14 protein-coding genes and 2 tRNA genes are annotated in these 16547 nt (G+C 58.2%); 15 read left to right on the top strand and 1 reads right to left on the bottom strand.

Annotated elements, in window-relative coordinates; genetic code table 11:
• Nucleotides 1–130: 130 nt before the first annotated feature.
• Nucleotides 131–1363 (top strand): FG-GAP-like repeat-containing protein, encoded by a 1233-nt coding sequence (locus tag QGH30_04970; GenBank protein MDP7021687.1) that lies wholly within the window; start codon nt 131–133, stop codon nt 1361–1363.
• Nucleotides 1364–1463: 100 nt separating this feature from the next.
• Entirely contained in the window at nt 1464–4547 is a 3084-nt protein-coding gene (locus tag QGH30_04965) for an FG-GAP-like repeat-containing protein (GenBank protein ID MDP7021686.1), read from the top strand.
• Nucleotides 4548–4604: 57 nt separating this feature from the next.
• Here QGH30_04965 and glnII read toward each other — a convergent pair whose 3' ends face one another.
• Nucleotides 4605–5618 (bottom strand): glutamine synthetase GlnII, encoded by a 1014-nt coding sequence (gene glnII, locus QGH30_04960; protein MDP7021685.1) that lies wholly within the window; start codon nt 5616–5618, stop codon nt 4605–4607.
• A gap of 185 nt (nt 5619–5803) precedes the next feature.
• On the opposite strand from glnII, the gene tadA reads away from it, so the two are divergent.
• The 13 genes from tadA to QGH30_04895 all read left to right on the top strand — a co-directional run bounded on the left by tadA (nt 5804) and on the right by QGH30_04895 (nt 16542).
• Nucleotides 5804–6259 carry a tRNA adenosine(34) deaminase TadA gene (gene tadA, locus QGH30_04955; GenBank protein MDP7021684.1) on the top strand — a complete coding sequence of 152 codons (456 nt, stop codon included), beginning with the start codon at nt 5804–5806 and terminating at the stop codon, nt 6257–6259.
• A gap of 6 nt (nt 6260–6265) precedes the next feature.
• Nucleotides 6266–6350 (top strand) — tRNA-Ser (locus QGH30_04950).
• Nucleotides 6351–6361: 11 nt separating this feature from the next.
• Nucleotides 6362–6448 (top strand) — tRNA-Ser (locus tag QGH30_04945).
• Nucleotides 6449–6523: 75 nt separating this feature from the next.
• A complete protein-coding gene (dnaX, locus tag QGH30_04940) occupies nt 6524–8146 on the top strand; it encodes a DNA polymerase III subunit gamma/tau (GenBank protein MDP7021683.1) in 1623 nt (540 codons plus the stop codon).
• Nucleotides 8121–8462, top strand: coding sequence for a YbaB/EbfC family nucleoid-associated protein (locus QGH30_04935; GenBank protein ID MDP7021682.1), 342 nt, complete (start codon nt 8121–8123; stop codon nt 8460–8462). The genes dnaX and QGH30_04935 overlap by 26 nt, the downstream gene beginning before the upstream one ends.
• A gap of 1 nt (nt 8463) precedes the next feature.
• Nucleotides 8464–9063: a recombination mediator RecR gene (gene recR, locus QGH30_04930; protein ID MDP7021681.1), complete on the top strand. Its 600-nt coding sequence runs from the start codon at nt 8464–8466 to the stop codon at nt 9061–9063.
• A 7-nt stretch (nt 9064–9070) separates the two neighbouring features.
• Entirely contained in the window at nt 9071–9538 is a 468-nt protein-coding gene (locus tag QGH30_04925; protein ID MDP7021680.1) for a phosphatidylglycerophosphatase A, read from the top strand.
• Complete coding sequence (locus QGH30_04920; protein MDP7021679.1) at nt 9520–10740, top strand: nicotinamide-nucleotide amidohydrolase family protein; 1221 nt, start codon at nt 9520–9522, stop codon at nt 10738–10740. Before QGH30_04925 ends, QGH30_04920 begins: the two co-directional genes overlap by 19 nt.
• Nucleotides 10741–10918: 178 nt before the next feature.
• Nucleotides 10919–12007 carry a recombinase RecA gene (recA, locus tag QGH30_04915; GenBank protein MDP7021678.1) on the top strand — a complete coding sequence of 363 codons (1089 nt, stop codon included), beginning with the start codon at nt 10919–10921 and terminating at the stop codon, nt 12005–12007.
• Nucleotides 12004–12504, top strand: a complete 501-nt coding sequence (locus QGH30_04910) for a RecX family transcriptional regulator (protein MDP7021677.1) — start codon at nt 12004–12006, stop codon at nt 12502–12504. Before recA ends, QGH30_04910 begins: the two co-directional genes overlap by 4 nt.
• Nucleotides 12501–15128, top strand: coding sequence for an alanine--tRNA ligase (gene alaS, locus QGH30_04905; protein MDP7021676.1), 2628 nt, complete (start codon nt 12501–12503; stop codon nt 15126–15128). The genes QGH30_04910 and alaS overlap by 4 nt, the downstream gene beginning before the upstream one ends.
• Entirely contained in the window at nt 15128–15970 is an 843-nt protein-coding gene (rfbD, locus tag QGH30_04900; protein MDP7021675.1) for a dTDP-4-dehydrorhamnose reductase, read from the top strand. Before alaS ends, rfbD begins: the two co-directional genes overlap by 1 nt.
• On the top strand, nt 15961–16542 hold the full coding sequence (locus QGH30_04895; GenBank protein ID MDP7021674.1) for an SIS domain-containing protein: 582 nt from the start codon (nt 15961–15963) through the stop codon (nt 16540–16542). The genes rfbD and QGH30_04895 overlap by 10 nt, the downstream gene beginning before the upstream one ends.
• Nucleotides 16543–16547 lie beyond the last annotated feature (5 nt).

Raw genomic sequence — 16547 nt, 5'->3', positions numbered from 1 at the left:
TTGGGAGGATTCTTTCCTCTTTGCTGCCCAGCGTCAAGGGGGAAGCCGTTTCGGGGAGTAATTTTCCCTACAATTCAGGAAGCGACACATCTGATGGGAATCTGTGCTATACTGAAAGAGGAGGAATGCGATGCGTTGTATCATCCTACTGCTCACGCTTCTGACGGTACCGGCTCTGGCTCTGCTTGAATTGGGGCCCGAGGAGATCGTTCAGGACGGTTTCGGGGATCTGATCGTTCAGGCCTATTCGATTCCCTGCATGGTGGACTGGAACGAGGACGGCCTCGATGACCTGATTGTGGGAGAGGGTGGCGGCCTCTTCAATGGAAAGGTGAGAGTCTATCCCAATCAGGGAATCCCCGGCAGTCCTCTTTTCAACGGCTATTTCTTCGCCCAGACCGAAGACGGGGATCTGGAACACCACGGTTCCGGCTGCATGGGTCTGTATCCTCGAATGGTCTATTGGAACGATGACGGAAAGAAGGATCTGCTTCTCGGGCGGGACAGCGGACAGGTCATGATTCATCTGAACATCGGAAGCGAGGAGGATCCTCTCTTCGATGCGGGTAGCTACCTGCAATGGGGTGAGCCGGGCAATCTTGTGGACATTGATGTCGGCGTTCGCTCCACTCCCAATTACCTTGACTGGAACAATGACGGTCGTCGCGATCTGCTGCTGGGTGCTGTCAGTGGCCTGATTCATGTCTACTTCAATGAAGGGACGGACACGGAGCCCGTTTTTCTCTCCGAGTATTTCGTCCAGGAATACGATTCTCCCCTTGTGGTTCCCGGGGGGAGGAGCAGTCCCCATTTTCACGATTTCGATGAAGACGGCCGTCTGGACTTTATCAGCGGCAACACCAATGGAGAGCTCTTTCTCTATCTGAATATCGGAAGCGAGGAATCTCCCGAGTTCGGCGGCTACACGGTTCTGGAGTCCGAGGGGCTTCCCATCGATCTCCCTTCTGCGGCCCGCTCCCGACCCTTCGTCTGGGACTGGGATGAGGATGAGCGGCTGGATGTGCTGGTGGGAGCCATCGACGGGAAGGTGCATCTGTTCCGTGGGCAGGAAGAAGTGGGCGTTCCCGCAGGAGAGCTCCTCGCGGCCCGTCTCCTTCCTCCCTGGCCGAATCCCTTCAATCCGCGTTTGGAGATTTCCGTGGAATTGCAGGAGACAGCAGAGGTCTCCCTTCGGGTTCTGGATGTTCGCGGACGCTTGGTGAAGAGCCTTTTTGATGGAAACATGGAGGCGGGGCGGCATTCGCTGACATGGCAGGCAGACGATTTCGGCAGTGGTCTCTACACGATACTACTGGAATCTGCGGGAGTGAGGCAGTCCCGAAAGGCCGTTTTCCTGAAGTAGCATTTCAGACTCATGGATCTGCATTCAGGGATATGATTGTCCCGAAGGAAAGATTCCCTTATAATTAAGCTGGATACCGGTCAAGGAACGAGAGGTCCCCATGCGTTTTCTTCATCTTGTTTTAATTCTGTTTCTTTTGGCGGTGCTTTCTGCGAGCGCAAGACTCGTGGAGAAGCAGGAGGCAGAGACTGCACTCCATGCTTTCCTTTCCGAGAGACTGGGCATGTCCGATGGCTGGTCCGACCGTGGAGCGGTGGCCGGAGAACTTCGGGAGATCCGCCGCGATGGTCGCCTTCTGGGCTACTGGTCTGACATTCAGCCCCGCGGACATGTGATCCTGTCACCGATTACGGAAATGCCGGCCATCAAGGCCTGGTCGGACAGTGATGACTTTGAGCCCGGTCGTTCGGGTTACTCGGAACTGATCCTGGATGCACTGAGTAGCAGTCTGGATTTTCTGGAAGACAATTACGGAGATCTCAATTCTCTTCCCGCCCATGTCGCGCCAGCAGGCAATCGACAGTCCTGGGAAAACCTGCTGGCCGGGCGACCGATGGCAGGAAACCGAAACAGTGTCGGCCCTCTTCTCACTTCCACCTGGAACCAGAGCTATCCCTACTACCTGGATTGTCCTCCCGGGGATGGGGGAACCTGCCTGGTTGGTTGTGTCGCAACGGCGGCCGCCCAGATTCTCAACTACTGGAAGTACCCTGAATACGGGAGCGGAAGCCACACCTATACCTGGGATGGAGATGACTCCTGTGGCGGCGTTCCCTCTTCCACACAACTTACCGCGACCTTCGAGGATCCCTATGACTGGGACAACATTCTGGATTCCTACTCGGGAGGCAATTCCCAGGCAGAACGGGATGCTGTTGCAGAGCTGAACTATGAAGTGGCCGTGGCCTATGAGATGAACTTTGGCGTCTGTGGCTCGGGGGCCTATGTCTACACGGGAGAAACGGTCTTCCCGGGCTTCTTCCGCTATGCAGAGACCACGGATTTCATCAACCGGAATACCCATTCAGCTTCGGAATGGTGGGATCGCCTGAAGACAGAATTCGATGCCCTTCCGCCGCGGCCGATCGCCTACCGGATCCACACCCATGCGATTATCGCAGACGGTTATCAGGATGGTTCAACCCAATACTACCACATGAACTATGGTTGGGGAGGAAGCGCGAATGCCTGGTATGCGCTGGACAATCTCTACTGCCCCTGGGATGGCTGCAACTACATGGTGGAGGCCATGCTCATCGGCATCGAGCCGGAGAACTTCTTCTCGGTGACCGAACCGGTGGCCGGGACGACCTGGGTTCACGGAGACGCTCTTTCTTTGATCGAATGGTGGGGGAGTTCTTCCGACAATGTCCGCCTGCTTCTCTTTCGGGGGACGGATTTCGTGGAAGACCTTTCCGGGTGGACTGCGAACGATGGTTCCGAGCTTCTTTCGGGAGAGGTTCTTGCCACCTGGGGAACCGGTTCGAATTATCGCGTGAAAGTTCTGGATGAGGACAATCACTTCGGCTGGAGTGGCGAGTTTTCCGTCTTCGCTCCTTCCGAATGGGCAGACGAGGGCTTCGATCCCCTGAACCATGCGGGTGCCGGCAAGGCTGCCTCCTGGTTCGACAACGATGACGATGGACTTCTGGACCTCTTTCTGAGCAATTCCAATGAAGAGAACTGTCTCTTCCAGAATCAGGGAGACGGTAGCTTTCTGGATGTCAGTTCTTCGCCCCTGAATCTCACCGGCAGTTCCCGCCAGGCCGCCTGGGCCGACTATGACAATGACGGAGACCTGGACTTCTACCTGACCCAGACCAACGGGGATACCAACCATCTCTTCCGCAACGACGGAGGAAGCTTCACAGATGTCACCCCTCTCCTTCTTCTGGACAGTTCCTACAGTCTGGGAGCAGCCTGGGGAGATTATGACCGGGATGGTTTGATGGATCTCTTCGTGGCTAATACTTTTTCCGCTGACCGTCTTTTCCACAATGAAGGCAATGGCATCTTCACCGAGAACACTTCCTACCCGCTCGGAGACAGTGGCAATGCCCGTTCGGTCAACTGGGTGGACTATGACAATGACGGGGATCAGGATCTTTATCTTGTTCGCGGAAACATGCAGAACCAGCTCTATGTCAATGATGGAAACGGCAACTTCAGTATTCTGTCAGGCGGGGCACACTCCGACTCCGGTCAGGGCTACGGGGCCTGCTGGGGCGACTATGACAACGATGGCGACATGGATCTGTTTCTGGCAAAGGATGGAGCGAACCTTCTTCTGAGAAATGATGAGGGCGTGTTTACAGATGTCAGTAGTTCACCTCTGGATGATGCCTCCCACAGCAAGAGCGGCGTCTGGGTGGACTATGACAATGACGGCTTCCTGGATCTCTACCTCTGCAGGCGATGGGAAAGCAACCGCCTCTTTCGGGGAGATGGCGCCGGCAATTTCCTGGAGGTCACCGATGCCGTGATTGGAGACGAGGGGCAGGGTCTGGGAACGGCCTGGGCCGACTATGACGGGGACGGGCGACTGGACTTTTATCTGGTCAATGAGGGGGGAGCCAATCGGCTCTTCCGCAATGTAAGTGAACACTCCAATCACTGGTTGCAGGTTGACCTGCTGGGGGAGGAGTCATCGACCATGCCCCTGGGAGCCAGAGTTCGGATTGTGTCAAACGGGGTCGAGCAGGTGCGGCAACTGGGAGCCGACTTTTCCTATCTGTCACAGCACTCGCCCACTCTTTCCTTCGGCCTGGGGACTAGCGCCACGGTAGACACGCTTCAGGTTTTCTGGCCTTCCGGGGAGCTCACGGACAGTCTGGGAATTGATGCGGACCAGCGCATTCTGATCGCGGAGGCGGGAATCCTGGTGGCGGCCGGCGATGAGATGCCTTCAGCATTGCGACTGCGCGGAGCCTATCCGAATCCCTTCAATCCGCAGACGAAAATCGCATTCGGGCTTCCGGAAGCCGGAGAAGTCGTCCTTCAGGTCTTTGACAGTGCAGGACGTTTGCAACGGGAATTCTCTCCCCGCTTCCTCGCTGCCGGACAGCATGAGATTGTCTGGGATGGAAGGAATGACCGCGGGCAGGATCTGTCGAGCGGGGTCTATCTGGCCCGTGTCAAGAGCGGCACGGAGAGTGACGAACTGAGGATCGTGCTCCTGAAATAGAAACCTGATTCCATGGAAAAGCCCCCGCTTTATCAGCGGGGGCTTTCTTCTTTTGATTCAGCTTCCGCAGATCGTTTCCATCATGATCGCACAGACCTGATAGGGATCCATGTTCGCATTGGGGCGACGGTCCTCAATGTAACCTTTCCCCGCCTTGTTGACATGCCAGGGGATCCGGACGCTGGCGCCCCGGTCACTGACTCCGGCACGGAAGCTACGGTAATCGCAGGTTTCGTGAAGCCCGGTGAGCCTCAAATTGATGAGGTCGCCATAGACCTCGATGTGCTCATCGGCCCGGGCTTCCAGCTTCCTGGTGGCTTCCCAGCAGGCCTCCAGACTTTCACGCATTTCTTTCGTGGAGAAGTTCGTGTGCGCGCCTGCCCCGTTCCAGTCGCCTGCGATGGGCTTGGGGTGGAGCTTGGCGTTCACACCGTAGTCTTCGGCAATCCGGTACAGGAGCCAGCGGGCCATCCAGAGATCGTCCGACACGGTGAGCCCTTCCACGGGACCCACCTGGAACTCCCACTGACTGGGCATGACCTCGGCATTGATCCCCTCAATGTGGATGCCCGCCTCCAGGCAGGCTTCCATGTGGTCTTCCACGATCTCGCGTCCGAAAACCTCATCCGCACCAATCCCGCAATAGTAATTGCCCTGGGGGGCTGGGAATCCTCCGTCGGGCCAGCCCAGAGGGTGATTGCCTTCGAAGAAGGTGTACTCCTGTTCAATCCCGAAAATGCAGTCATGCGCTGTGTGCTTCTCGGACATGTCGCGCAGGCGGGCTCGAGTATTGGACTCGTGTGCCGAGCCGTCGGCTAACATGACCTCGCAGAGAACGAGTTTGCTTTCTCCGCCCCGGATCGGGTCGGGATAGATCTTGACCGGCTGGAGAACGCAATCGGAATCGATGCCTTCGGCCTGCTGGGTGGAAGAACCATCGAACCCCCAGACCGGGGGATTGTCGAAGTCCTCACGAAGTACCTTGGTCTTGCTGCGGAGTTTGGCCGTGGGCAGCTGTCCATCGATCCAGATGTACTCTGCGTATGTGTAGTCTTTCTGAGTGACGTTCACCGAACACCATCCTGTTTGCGTGAGAGGGCAAAAGTCTGGAAAAGCGAACCTTAGGGATGCTCTGTGATGCTGTCAAGAAATGCCTTGCCGGGGGCATTTGCTCAGCCCGTCTGAGAACCGGGAAGCGCAAGGCTCTTCAAATCCCTCTGGCAATCCAGCGCTCTCCTGCATATCCTGCGTTCATGATTCAGAAACAGGATGAGCGATGGATGCGTCTGGCTCTTGAAGAGGCGCGGCAGGCCTTTGCGGAGGAAGAAGTCCCCGTGGGCTGTGTCGTTGTGCATCAGGGAAGGTTGATCGGGCGGGGACACAATTCGGTCGAAAGGCTGAATGACCCCACGGCTCATGCGGAAACTCTGGCTATTTCCGCTGCAGCGACAACTCTGGGTACATGGAGATTGACCGACTGCGAGCTCTTTGCTACCTTGGAACCCTGCACGATGTGCATCGGTGCCATTCATCTGGCCCGGATCAGCCGGCTGGTCTTCGGGGCTTCCGATCCAAAGTTCGGAGCTTGCGGATCCATCCTGGACGTTCCTTCGGAAACTCGCTGGAACCATCAGGTTCTGGTAGAGGGAGGAGTCCTGGCCGAAGAATCGGCTCAGCTGATGCGGGACTTTTTTCAGCGCCTGCGTCACTAGTGCATTGGAGAGTTGCGAGAGCGGTCGAATCGGCACGACTGGAAATCGTGTGTAGTGAAAACTACCCTGGGTTCGAATCCCAGACTCTCCGCCTTTTTATTTGGAGAGGTGCCGGAGCGGTTGAACGGGACGGTCTCGAAAACCGTTGAGCCCTCGCGGGTTCCCTGGGTTCGAATCCCAGCCTCTCCGCCGTTTCCCCGCTTGCCGAAGGCATTGCGGAGGCCCCGCATCCCTGAGCCGCAAGCACCAGGAGAAAGGCGACCTATGGACTACAAGGTCCTCGCTCTGAAATGGCGTCCCCAGCGATTCGGGGATCTGGTGGGCCAGGATCATGTCAGTTCCGTTCTTCAGGGGGCCTTGCGGCAGGAGCGCCTTGCCCAGGCCTATCTTTTCTCTGGTCCCCGGGGCTGTGGCAAAACGACCACTGCTCGCCTTCTCGCCAAAGTTCTCAACTGCGAAAACCCGGAGGGCGAGGAGCCCTGCGGAAGCTGCAATTCCTGCCAGGGGATTCTGGCCGGGAGCAGCCTTGCGGTGCAGGAGATTGATGCGGCGAGCAATCGTTCCATTGAGGACATCCGGCGCATTCGGGAGGAAGTGGGGCTTAGCGCTCTGGAGGGTCGCCACCGCATCTACATCATCGATGAGGCCCACCAGATCACCGGCGATGCGGCCAATGCTCTTCTCAAAACTCTGGAAGAACCGCCTCCGGGAGTGGTTTTTGTGCTGGCTACCACGGAGTTGGAGAAGATCATTCCGACCATCCGCTCCCGCTGCCAGTGTTTCTCCTTTCGGCTTCTGGGCGCCGATGAAATCGCGGGACACCTCGACCAGATTCTGTCTCGGGAGAAGATCCCTTCGGCAGAAGGCGTGACTCTTGCGATTGCACGCAAGGCCGATGGCAGCATGCGCGATGGATTGACGCTCCTCGACCAGGTGATTGCTTCTATTGAGGGCGAGATCAGCATGGAGCAGGTGATCGAGATTCTCGGCCTGCCCCGCTTTGACCATTTCTTCCAACTGACGGAGGCCTGTCTCGAGCGGGACGGTGCCGCCGCCATTCGGGCCATGAACCAGGTTCTCGACTCCGGGGTTTCGCCCCGGGACTTTGCGCTGGGCCTGTCCGGACACTTCCGCAACCTCCTTCTCCTCAAGCATGATCCTGCCCTGCTCGAAGGCGAGATGGGTCGGGAAGAGCGAGAGGCCTGCCAGAAGTATGCAGGGGATTTCAAGGCGGAGGATCTGCTTTACCTGACCCGGCTCCTCGGAGATCGCGCAGACCAGATTCGTTACGCCAGCCGTCCCCGGGTGCTGCTCGAAGCTTTGGTCATTGAACTGGCTCGCTTTGAGAGCCGGGTTATGCTCTCCGAGGTGATGGCCCTGCTGAAGAATTCCGCTGTTTCCGGGGGCATGGATTCCGGCGGGCGGAAACGGGAGAGTCACCCTGCAAAGCCCGCTCCCGCACCCAATGAGAAGAAAAAGGAAGTTTCCCCTGCTCAGTATCCTCTCAGCGGTGATGGTTTCCGGGCCGCCTGGCCGCACTTTGTCAGCGTGGTCAAGGAGAGCAATATGCTCAAGGGGAACTTCCTGGAGAAGGCCAGCCCGGGAGAGGTCACAGCCAGGAGTTTCTCGATCCGTTTTGCAAGGCACTTCCATGGCTTCCTCGACAGCCCTGCCGACAAGACCCTGCTGCAGGAAAGGTTCCTCGAGGTTTTCGGCGAAAAGAGAGAAGTTCGTCTCGACCTCGACAGTGCCCCGGAAGCCCGCGACCGGGTTTCCAGCGAAAGGGCTGAAGGAGCCAGGCGCAAACAGGATCGCAAGGACTACTCTGGCAACGATCTGGTTCAGGGTATTCTGGAAAAGTTTGACGGCGAAATCATCGAATCCTGAAAGGACAGATTTGAAGAACATTGGAAAGATGCTGGTTCAGGCTCAGCAGATGAAACGACAGATGGACAAGGTGCAGAAGGAACTCAAGCGTTGTCGTTTTGAGGCAAGTTCGGGGGATCTGGTGACCGTTGAAGTCAACGGTGCCATGGAAACCCTTTCCGTTAGCATCTCCGAGGAAGCCTTCGAATCCGGGAACCGCAAGAAGCTGGAGAAGGCTCTGGTCTCTGCGGTCAACGAAGCTCAGGAGAAGGCCAAGAAGGCCAGCCAGGAGAAGCTCGGTCCCCTGGTTTCCGACATGGGCATCCCGGGGATGTAGCGTGGATTTCGTCAGTCCTCTGCTCAGCCGCCTGATTCGCCGCCTGACCCGCTTGCCGGGGATTGGCGAACGGGGAGCGCAGAGGATTGCCCTGCATCTGCTTCACAGTGAAGAAGAGGAAAGCCGGGAGCTTTCCTCCCTCTTGCTGGAAGTGCGGGAGAATCTCGGATTCTGCGAGCGTTGTGGATTCTACTCCGAGACACGCCTCTGTCCTCTTTGCATGGACACTCGGCGGGATTCTTCCCTCCTTTGCGTGGTGGAACAGCCCGTGGAAGTAATCAGTCTGGAAAAGAGTACTGTCTATCGCGGCTACTACCATGTCCTCGGGGGAGTGATCAGCCCTCTCGACGGGATTCGCCCGGAAGATCTTTCTATCAATGCCCTGATTTCGAGAGTAAAGGTGGAGAAGATCTCCGAAGTGGTCCTGGCCCTTTCGGCCGGGGTTGAAGGCGAGACGACTTCTCTCTACCTCTCCGGACTTCTGGAGGATCTGCCGGTGAAGGTTTCGCGCCTTGCGCGAGGGCTTCCCGTGGGATCGAGCCTTGAGTATCTGGATGAGGCTACCCTGTCCCGCGCCTTTGAGGGGCGCGTGAAAGTCTGAGGTAAGCATGAGAAGAATTCTTCACTTCCTGGGAAGCACGGCCTTTACCGGGATGTTTCCCTTCGCTCCGGCCACGGTGAGCACCGCATTCCTCCTGCTCTTGCTGATCGTCTTTCAGCCGGGGGCGACGGATCTTCGACTCTACACCCTGATCGCCCTTTTCATCTCTGTTCCCATCGCCTCCCGAATGGAAGCGGACTACGGGAAGGATCCCTCCGAGTGCACGATTGATGAGGTGGCCGGCTTTCTGCTCCCTCTGGCACTGCTGGGAGTGGACCTTTCCACAGCGGGGATCTGGCGACTTCTGATTGTCGCCTTCTTCCTCTTTCGCTTTTTTGACATCGCAAAAGTCTGGCCGGGAAAGCGTCTGGAAGGATTGCCTTCCGGTTGGGGAATTGTCGCCGATGATCTGATGGCAGGCATCTATACCTTTCTCTCCCTGAAGATTCTCTCTCTATGGATTCCCTGGATCTAGCCGCCAAGCTGCTCGCGCCGATCCGTATTCTGGCTCTCGGAGACGAGTTGCTTCGCGGGGATCATCCGGATACGAACTCTCCCTGGCTGGCTTCCCGGCTTTCCGCCCTGGGCCATGTTCCCGAGTCTATCGAGCAGGGAGGGGATCGTGGCCGAAGGTTTCCCGAGGTCCTGTCCCGTTGGCAAGAAGAGGGCGGGGTTCTCATTGTGGGAGGCGGTCTCGGGCCGACCGAGGACGATCGCAGCCGTGAGCAGATTGCAGAATCGCTCGGTCGCCCCTTGCGGGAAGATCCCGAAGCTCTTGCCATGATCCAGGCCCTGGAAAAACGCCGGGGGAAATCCTTTACCTCGCATACGCATCGCCAGGCCCTCCTGCCCGAAGGCTTTCGCCCTCTTGCGAATCCCGTGGGTTCGGCCCCCGCTCTTCTGCTTGAGAAATCGGAGGGTTTCCTGCTGGTTCTTCCCGGAGTTCCCGCGGAGTTTCGCGCCATCTGCGAGTCACTGTTCCCTGCCATAGAGGATGAAGCCAGCCACTGGAGACTGATTGGAATCGGCGAGGATCGACTGGCCACACTCCTCGAGGGTTTTCCCGATCTGGAACAACTGGGTTTTTACCCCTCTCTTGAGGGGATCCGCCTTCGCCTGCCCCGGGATTTCCCGGGCAGGGAAGCCCTTGCTGCGATGCTTCAGCCCTGGCTTCTGTCAATGGATGGCCAGTCGCTGGAGGAATGTCTGGTCCAACTTCTGAAGTCGCGAGGGGAAACTCTGGGTCTGGCAGAGAGCTGCACCGGGGGAATGGCCGGGGCACACATCACGCGCGTCCAGGGGAGCAGCGAGGTCTTTCTTGGCGGGGTCGAGAGCTATTCGAACCATGCAAAGGAATGTCTGCTCGGAGTTCCCGGCGACATACTGGAAGAGGAGGGGGCCGTGAGCGAGGCTGCGGCCCGTTTCATGGCGAGCGGACTTCGGGAGCGGCTTTCCTGCGACTGGGCTATTTCCATTACGGGCATTGCTGGTCCCGGGGGAGGCAGTCGAAAGAAGCCGATCGGAACGGTCCACTTCGCTCTGGAGGGCCCCGGGACAAGCCTGCACCTGCAGCGGCTTTTCTCCCGCGAGCGCGAAGACAATCGTCGTCTGGCCGTGCAAACAGCCCTGACTCTTCTGTGGAAAACTCTCCGGGAAGACAATTCCCTGTCTCCCTGACCACCTTCTGGGCAGACTTTCCCGCTGAAAGCCTCCGGGGCGGGACTTTCTCCGGCACGAAAACTGCCATTCCGCCTCGAAATGTTTTTGACGCTCATCCGGCCGGATGCTAGTTTCGGTGAGGAAGATGAGCCGTCTGGAACGGGCCGCCGAGGTCCGCACCTCAAGGAGAAACCGCATGGCGAACACGCAGCAGAACGGCAAGAAGAAAGCTCTCGATCTGGCCCTCGACTCCATTGAGAAACAGTTCGGGAAGGGATCGATCATGAAGCTTGGCGAAGGTGCCGGGCTGACGGATATCGAAACGATTTCCACGGGCTCCCTGTCACTGGATCTGGCCCTTGGCGTGGGGGGAGTTCCCCGCGGTCGGGTAGTGGAGATTTATGGCCCCGAAAGCTCCGGCAAGACCACGCTGGCCCTGAGCATAATCGCCCAGGCCCAGAAAGAGGGTGGCTCTGCCGCCTTTGTGGATGCCGAACATGCCATGGACCCCCAGTATGCCCGCAAACTCGGTGTCGATGTGGACGAACTTCTGGTCAGCCAGCCGGACACCGGCGAGCAGGCCCTGGAAATCACCGAGGTGCTGATTCGTTCAGGAGCCCTCGATGTCATCGTGGTCGACTCGGTGGCGGCTCTGGTTCCCGCGGCCGAAATCGAGGGAGAGATGGGCGACAGTCACATGGGACTTCAGGCAAGGCTCATGAGCCAGGCCCTGAGGAAACTGACCGCTGCTATCTCGCGGAGCAGAACCTCCCTGGTCTTCATCAACCAGATCCGCATGAAGATCGGGGTCATGTTCGGCAACCCGGAGACTACGACTGGTGGAAATGCCCTCAAGTTCTACAGTTCCGTGCGCATGGACATCCGACGCATCCAGGCCCTCAAGCAGGGGGAAGAGATCATCGGCAATCGCACGAAGGTCAAGGTCGTAAAGAACAAGGTGGCCCCGCCCTTCCGCATTGCGGAGTTTGACCTCTACTATGGTGAGGGCTTCAGTCTGGAAAGTGATCTTGTCGATCTGGGAGTGAAAGCGGAACTGATTCAGAAGAGTGGCACCTGGTTCAGCTACGGTGATGTTCGTCTGGGTCAGGGCAAGGAAAACACCCGCCGCTTCCTGATCGAACAGAGCGAAATGCGCGATGAGATCCATGAGAAACTTCGTCGTCATTTCGGGCTGATTGCCGGGGATGAGGAAGCCGCTCCTTCGGAGGAAAAGAAAGAGGCCGGCGAGGAACAGGCCGGGAAGGCCAAGGCCCGCGGCGGATGAGCCGGGCAGCCGGAGCCATGGATCCACGCCTGAGGATTCTCGAATATCTGGCCAGGCGGGATCGAAGCGAGAAGGAAATCGGGGATCGTCTCCGTCAGTGGAACTGTGAAGCTCCGGAGATTGATGAGATCCTGCAGGAACTGATAGGTCGGGGCCTGGTCGATGACCGGGCCCTTGCCGAAAAGGTGAGGGACTGGCACATCCGGAAAGATCCTGTCGGCCCCCCGCGCCTCCGTGACAGATTGAGGCAGCGGGGGATTCCTGCAGAGATCGCCTCGGAGGTGTCCGATTCCATTCGGGATGAGGAATTGCTCCGGGAAATGGCAAAGCGTCTTGTGCTTCGAAGACTTCCGTCCCTTCTTCCTCTCGCCGGACCCTCCCGGGTTCGCAGATTGTCGTCCTATCTCTCACGCCGGGGTTTCCCGGGTGCCCTGGTTCGGGAACTCTGTCTGCCCCTGTATCGGGAAGACCTGGAGATGGAGGAGTTTGAAGAATGACCCATGTTGAACTGAGAAAGCTGTTTCTCAATTTCTTTGTCGAGCGTGGGCATCGGCATGTACCCAGTTCCAGCCTCGTCCCGGCCGAAGACCCGACCCTTCTGTTTACGACTGCCGGAATGGTGCAGTTCAAATCCTTCTATTCGACCACGGGCGATCTGCCCTACCGGCGGGCCACCACGATCCAGAAGTGCCTTCGGGCGGGTGGCAAGGACAGCGATCTTGAGAACGTGGGGCACAGTCCCCGGCATCTGACCTTCTTCGAAATGCTCGGACAGTTCAGTTTCGGTGACTATTTCAAGGAAGAGGCCATTGCCATGGCCTGGGAGTTCTTCGGAGAGCTGGATGTGGACCGCTCCCGGCTCTGGGTTTCCGTCTTTCAGGAGGATGATGACGCAGAAGAGATCTGGAAAAAAGTGGGCTTCCCCGCAGATCGAATTGTTCGCCTCGGAGCAGAAGACAATTTCTGGGGTCCGGCCGGAGATACCGGAGCTTGCGGTGCCAGCAGTGAGATTTACTATGATCTCGGTCCCGAAGCGGCCGGCGGACAGATCGGCGGCGGGCCGGGACTCGATGATCGCTATGTGGAAGTCTGGAACTCCGTCTTTCCCCAGTTCGACCAGCAGCCCGACGGCTCCCGTCCGGAACTGCCGAACCGGGGCATCGACATGGGATCCGGACTTGAACGAATGCTCCTGATGTTGCAGGGCAAGACCAATGTCTTTGAAACCGATCTCTTTACTCCACTCATGGACCGGATCCGGGAACTCAGCGGATACGATGGGCCGGATGAGGGCGAAGCACTGGTCGCGCTTCGGCGCGTGGCGGACCACTCCCGGACACTGGCCTTTACCCTGTCCGAAGGTCTGGTGCCTTCCAATGTGGGCAGGGGATACGTGCTTCGAAGAATTCTGCGCCGTGCGATGATGTCGCTCAGGACTCTCGATGTCCACGAGCCGTTTCTCTATCGCCTGCCCGCAGAAGTAGCATCACTCATGGGCGACTTCTATCCCGAGTTGCGGGAGAAGCAGAATCTGGTCGCCGATCTGGTGAAGTCCGAGGAAGAGAGTTTTCTGAAGACTCTTGAGCAGGGCGTGGGACGCTACCGGGAGATGATCGAGGCAGCCCGTGCTTCAGGGACTGCCATGCTCCCGGGCGAAGAGGTTTTTCGTCTCTACAGCACCTTTGGCATTCCCTGGGAAATGACTTGTGAGATGGCCGGGGAAGAAGGCTTTCAGGTGGACGAGGAAGCGTACCGGAATGCCCTGGAGGCAGACCGGAGTCTCTCCAAGGGTTCCAGCCAGTTCGAGGGAGAGGACCCGGGACTTCAGGAAGCGGAATTCGAGAAGCTCTGTGATGTCGGAGATCCCTGTTTTCTGGGCTACGAGAGTCTGGAAGCCGAGAGCAGGGTCGGAGAGTTCCGTCTCCTGGAAGAGGGACAGGCCGAACTGTCCCTGAGCCCTTCTCCCTTCTATGCAGCGGCCGGAGGACAGGTTTCCGACCGGGGGGTTTTGCTTTTGCCAGACGGCCGCGAACTGGAGGTTCTGGAGGTCGCCCAGAGGGGAGAAAGGCACCTTCACCGCCTTCGTCTGCCGAAAGACCTGAAAAACGAGGATCTTCCGTCTCTTCTTTCCGCTGCGTCACTTCAGGCCCGCGTGGACTCCGGGCATCGTCAGGCCGTGGCCCGCGCTCATACGGCAACGCACCTTCTGCATGCAGCACTTCGCGACATTCTGGGCGAAGGAGCCAGTCAGGCAGGAAGCTGGGTGGGACCGGATCGTCTGCGCCTGGATTTCAATCATGTACGGGCCCTTCAGGAGGAAGAACTCGACAAGCTGGAGTCGAAAGTAAACGACTGGATTCTGGAGGGACTCCCCGTGAAAACCCGGCTCATGAGCCGGGACGAGGCACTTCGCGAAGGCGCCACGGCTCTCTTTGGTGAAAAATACGGAGACGAAGTCCGTGTGGTGAGTGTCGGCGATGTCTCGACGGAACTTTGCGGAGGAACCCATCTTCAGGGAAGTGCTTCCATCGGATCTTTCCTCCTTCTGGGCGAGAGCAGTGTCGCCAGTGGTATCCGCCGCATCGAGGCCCTGACGGGACAGGAGGCCATTCGCCTCTTTGCTTCCCGAGGCAAGAGCCTGGTTTCCCTCTCCCGCTTTTTCAAGTCAGCGGAGAAGGAGGTTCCTGCAAAGGTGGAGGAGCTTCAGGCGCGACTTCGCAAGCTGCAAAAGGACTATGAAAACCTGCAGGCTCGTCAGGCGGCCGCTGGCAGTGAAGATATCCTGAAGTCCCGGGGGAAGGTGGGGGAACTGGAACTCTTTGAAGGGCGCCTCGAGGCTGACAGTCCGAAAACCGTTCGCAGCATGGCCGACTCACTGCGGGGAAAGCTCCGGGATTCATTGGCAGTCCTTCTGGCTGATGCGGGGGGCAAGCTGTCCTGTCTGGTTCTGGTGCCCGATACCCTGACGGATCGTTTCCATGCGGGAAATCTGGTAAAACAGGCAGCCGAGGCGACGGGAAATCGGGGCGGGGGAAACGCCGCCATGGCGCAAGCAGGTCTTTCCGATGCTGAGGAGTATGACAAGATGCTCTCGGAGATCACAAAGATCCTGGAGGGATAATGCGGATTCTGGTGACCGGATCGGGAGGCATGCTGGGTCGCCGCCTTCTGGAGGAGGCTTCCGCCCGCGGGCATTTCGCCCTGGGGCTTGATCAGCCCCGCTGGAAGCTGGAAAACCCGGAAGAGGCAGTAGCCCTTATCCGTTCCCAGTCTCCGGACCTCATCCTTCACACTGCGGCACTGACCGATGTCGATGGCTGTGAGTCCCGGGAGAAAGAAGCCCTGCAGATCAATGGACTGGCTACGAAGTTCCTCGCCGATGCGGCCGGGGAATCGGGCTGGCGCTTTCTCTATATCAGCACCGACTATGTATTTGACGGGAATAAGGGAGCGCCCTACGAGGTCGATGACCCGACAGGACCCGCAACAGTGTACGGGCGTTCGAAACTCCTGGGCGAGGAGGCCTGCCTTTCAGCAGGGGGGCTTGCGATTCGCCTCAGTTGGCTCTTCGGTCCCCAGGGCAGGAATTTCGTTCGCAGTGTTGCATTGAGGCTGAATGAGGGCGAGAAGCTGAAAGTGGTGGACGACCAGAAAGGGCGGCCCACCTTCACCCGGGACGCGGCCCAGAGCATTCTGGCACTTGCCGAATCGCAGGAGAGTGGGATCTACCATCTTAGCAACCATGGTGAAACGACCTGGTTTGCCTTTGCCCGCAAAATCGCCCAGTTGATGGGATTGGACGAGAGCAGGGTGAGGCCCTGTTCTTCGGAGGAGTATCCCACTCCTGCCCCGCGTCCTGCCGACAGCCGCCTGTCCACACGAAGGCTGGAAGCCTTTCGCCATGCCCTGCCGGACTGGGAAAATGCGCTCGAACGTTACATGGAGGAAGAGGGATGGATCTGAACCGGAGAATCCGGCGGCATCTGGAAGGACATGCGGAAACCCTGTCCAGGCTCTCGGAGATGGAAGAGGGCATTCTCGATTCCGCCAGAGCCATTGCGGAGGTTCTCTCTGCAGGGGGCCGAGTCTACCTTGCCGGAAACGGCGGGAGTGCGGCCGACGCCCAGCACATTGCTGCTGAGATGGAGGGGCGATTCCGAATTGAGCGTCCGGCCCGGGCGGTTCATTGCCTCACTTGCAACAGCTCTACCTTCAGTTCCATTGCCAATGACTACGGATTCGATCAGGTCTTCTCCCGACAGGTGGAGGGTTTTCTGGAAAAGGGCGATCTCCTGATTTTGATTTCCACGAGCGGTCAGAGTCCCAACCTGGTTTCCGCAGCGAAGAGTGCGAAGGAGAAGGGAGTCTCCCTTCTGGCTCTTCTCGGGCGGGATGGGGGAGAACTTCTGGCTCTCTGTGAGCGCAACCTCCTGGTTCCTTCCGCCGAAACAGCCTGGATTCAGGAAGCTCATATCACGCTTGGACACATGCTCTGTGATCTGGTGGATGAAATTCTGGAAAGGGAAGGCTTGTAGGGACA

It is taken from the genome of Candidatus Krumholzibacteriia bacterium (assembly GCA_030748535.1).
Lineage (GTDB): Bacteria > Krumholzibacteriota > Krumholzibacteriia > JACNKJ01 > JACNKJ01 > JASMLU01.
This window is presented reverse-complemented; position numbering and strand designations above follow the sequence as displayed.

Bases quoted from the DNA above. Each gene is read 5' to 3' on its own strand.
- QGH30_04970 (MDP7021687.1), top strand. From the start codon at position 131: ATGCGTTGTATCATCCTACTGCTCACGCTTCTGACGGTACCGGCTCTG.
- QGH30_04965 (MDP7021686.1), top strand. From the start codon at position 1,464: ATGCGTTTTCTTCATCTTGTTTTAATTCTGTTTCTTTTGGCGGTGCTT.
- dnaX (MDP7021683.1), top strand. From the start codon at position 6,524: ATGGACTACAAGGTCCTCGCTCTGAAATGGCGTCCCCAGCGATTCGGG.
- QGH30_04925 (MDP7021680.1), top strand. From the start codon at position 9,071: ATGAGAAGAATTCTTCACTTCCTGGGAAGCACGGCCTTTACCGGGATG.
- QGH30_04920 (MDP7021679.1), top strand. From the start codon at position 9,520: ATGGATTCCCTGGATCTAGCCGCCAAGCTGCTCGCGCCGATCCGTATT.
- recA (MDP7021678.1), top strand. From the start codon at position 10,919: ATGGCGAACACGCAGCAGAACGGCAAGAAGAAAGCTCTCGATCTGGCC.
- QGH30_04910 (MDP7021677.1), top strand. From the start codon at position 12,004: ATGAGCCGGGCAGCCGGAGCCATGGATCCACGCCTGAGGATTCTCGAA.
- alaS (MDP7021676.1), top strand. From the start codon at position 12,501: ATGACCCATGTTGAACTGAGAAAGCTGTTTCTCAATTTCTTTGTCGAG.
- rfbD (MDP7021675.1), top strand. From the start codon at position 15,128: ATGCGGATTCTGGTGACCGGATCGGGAGGCATGCTGGGTCGCCGCCTT.
- QGH30_04895 (MDP7021674.1), top strand. From the start codon at position 15,961: ATGGATCTGAACCGGAGAATCCGGCGGCATCTGGAAGGACATGCGGAA.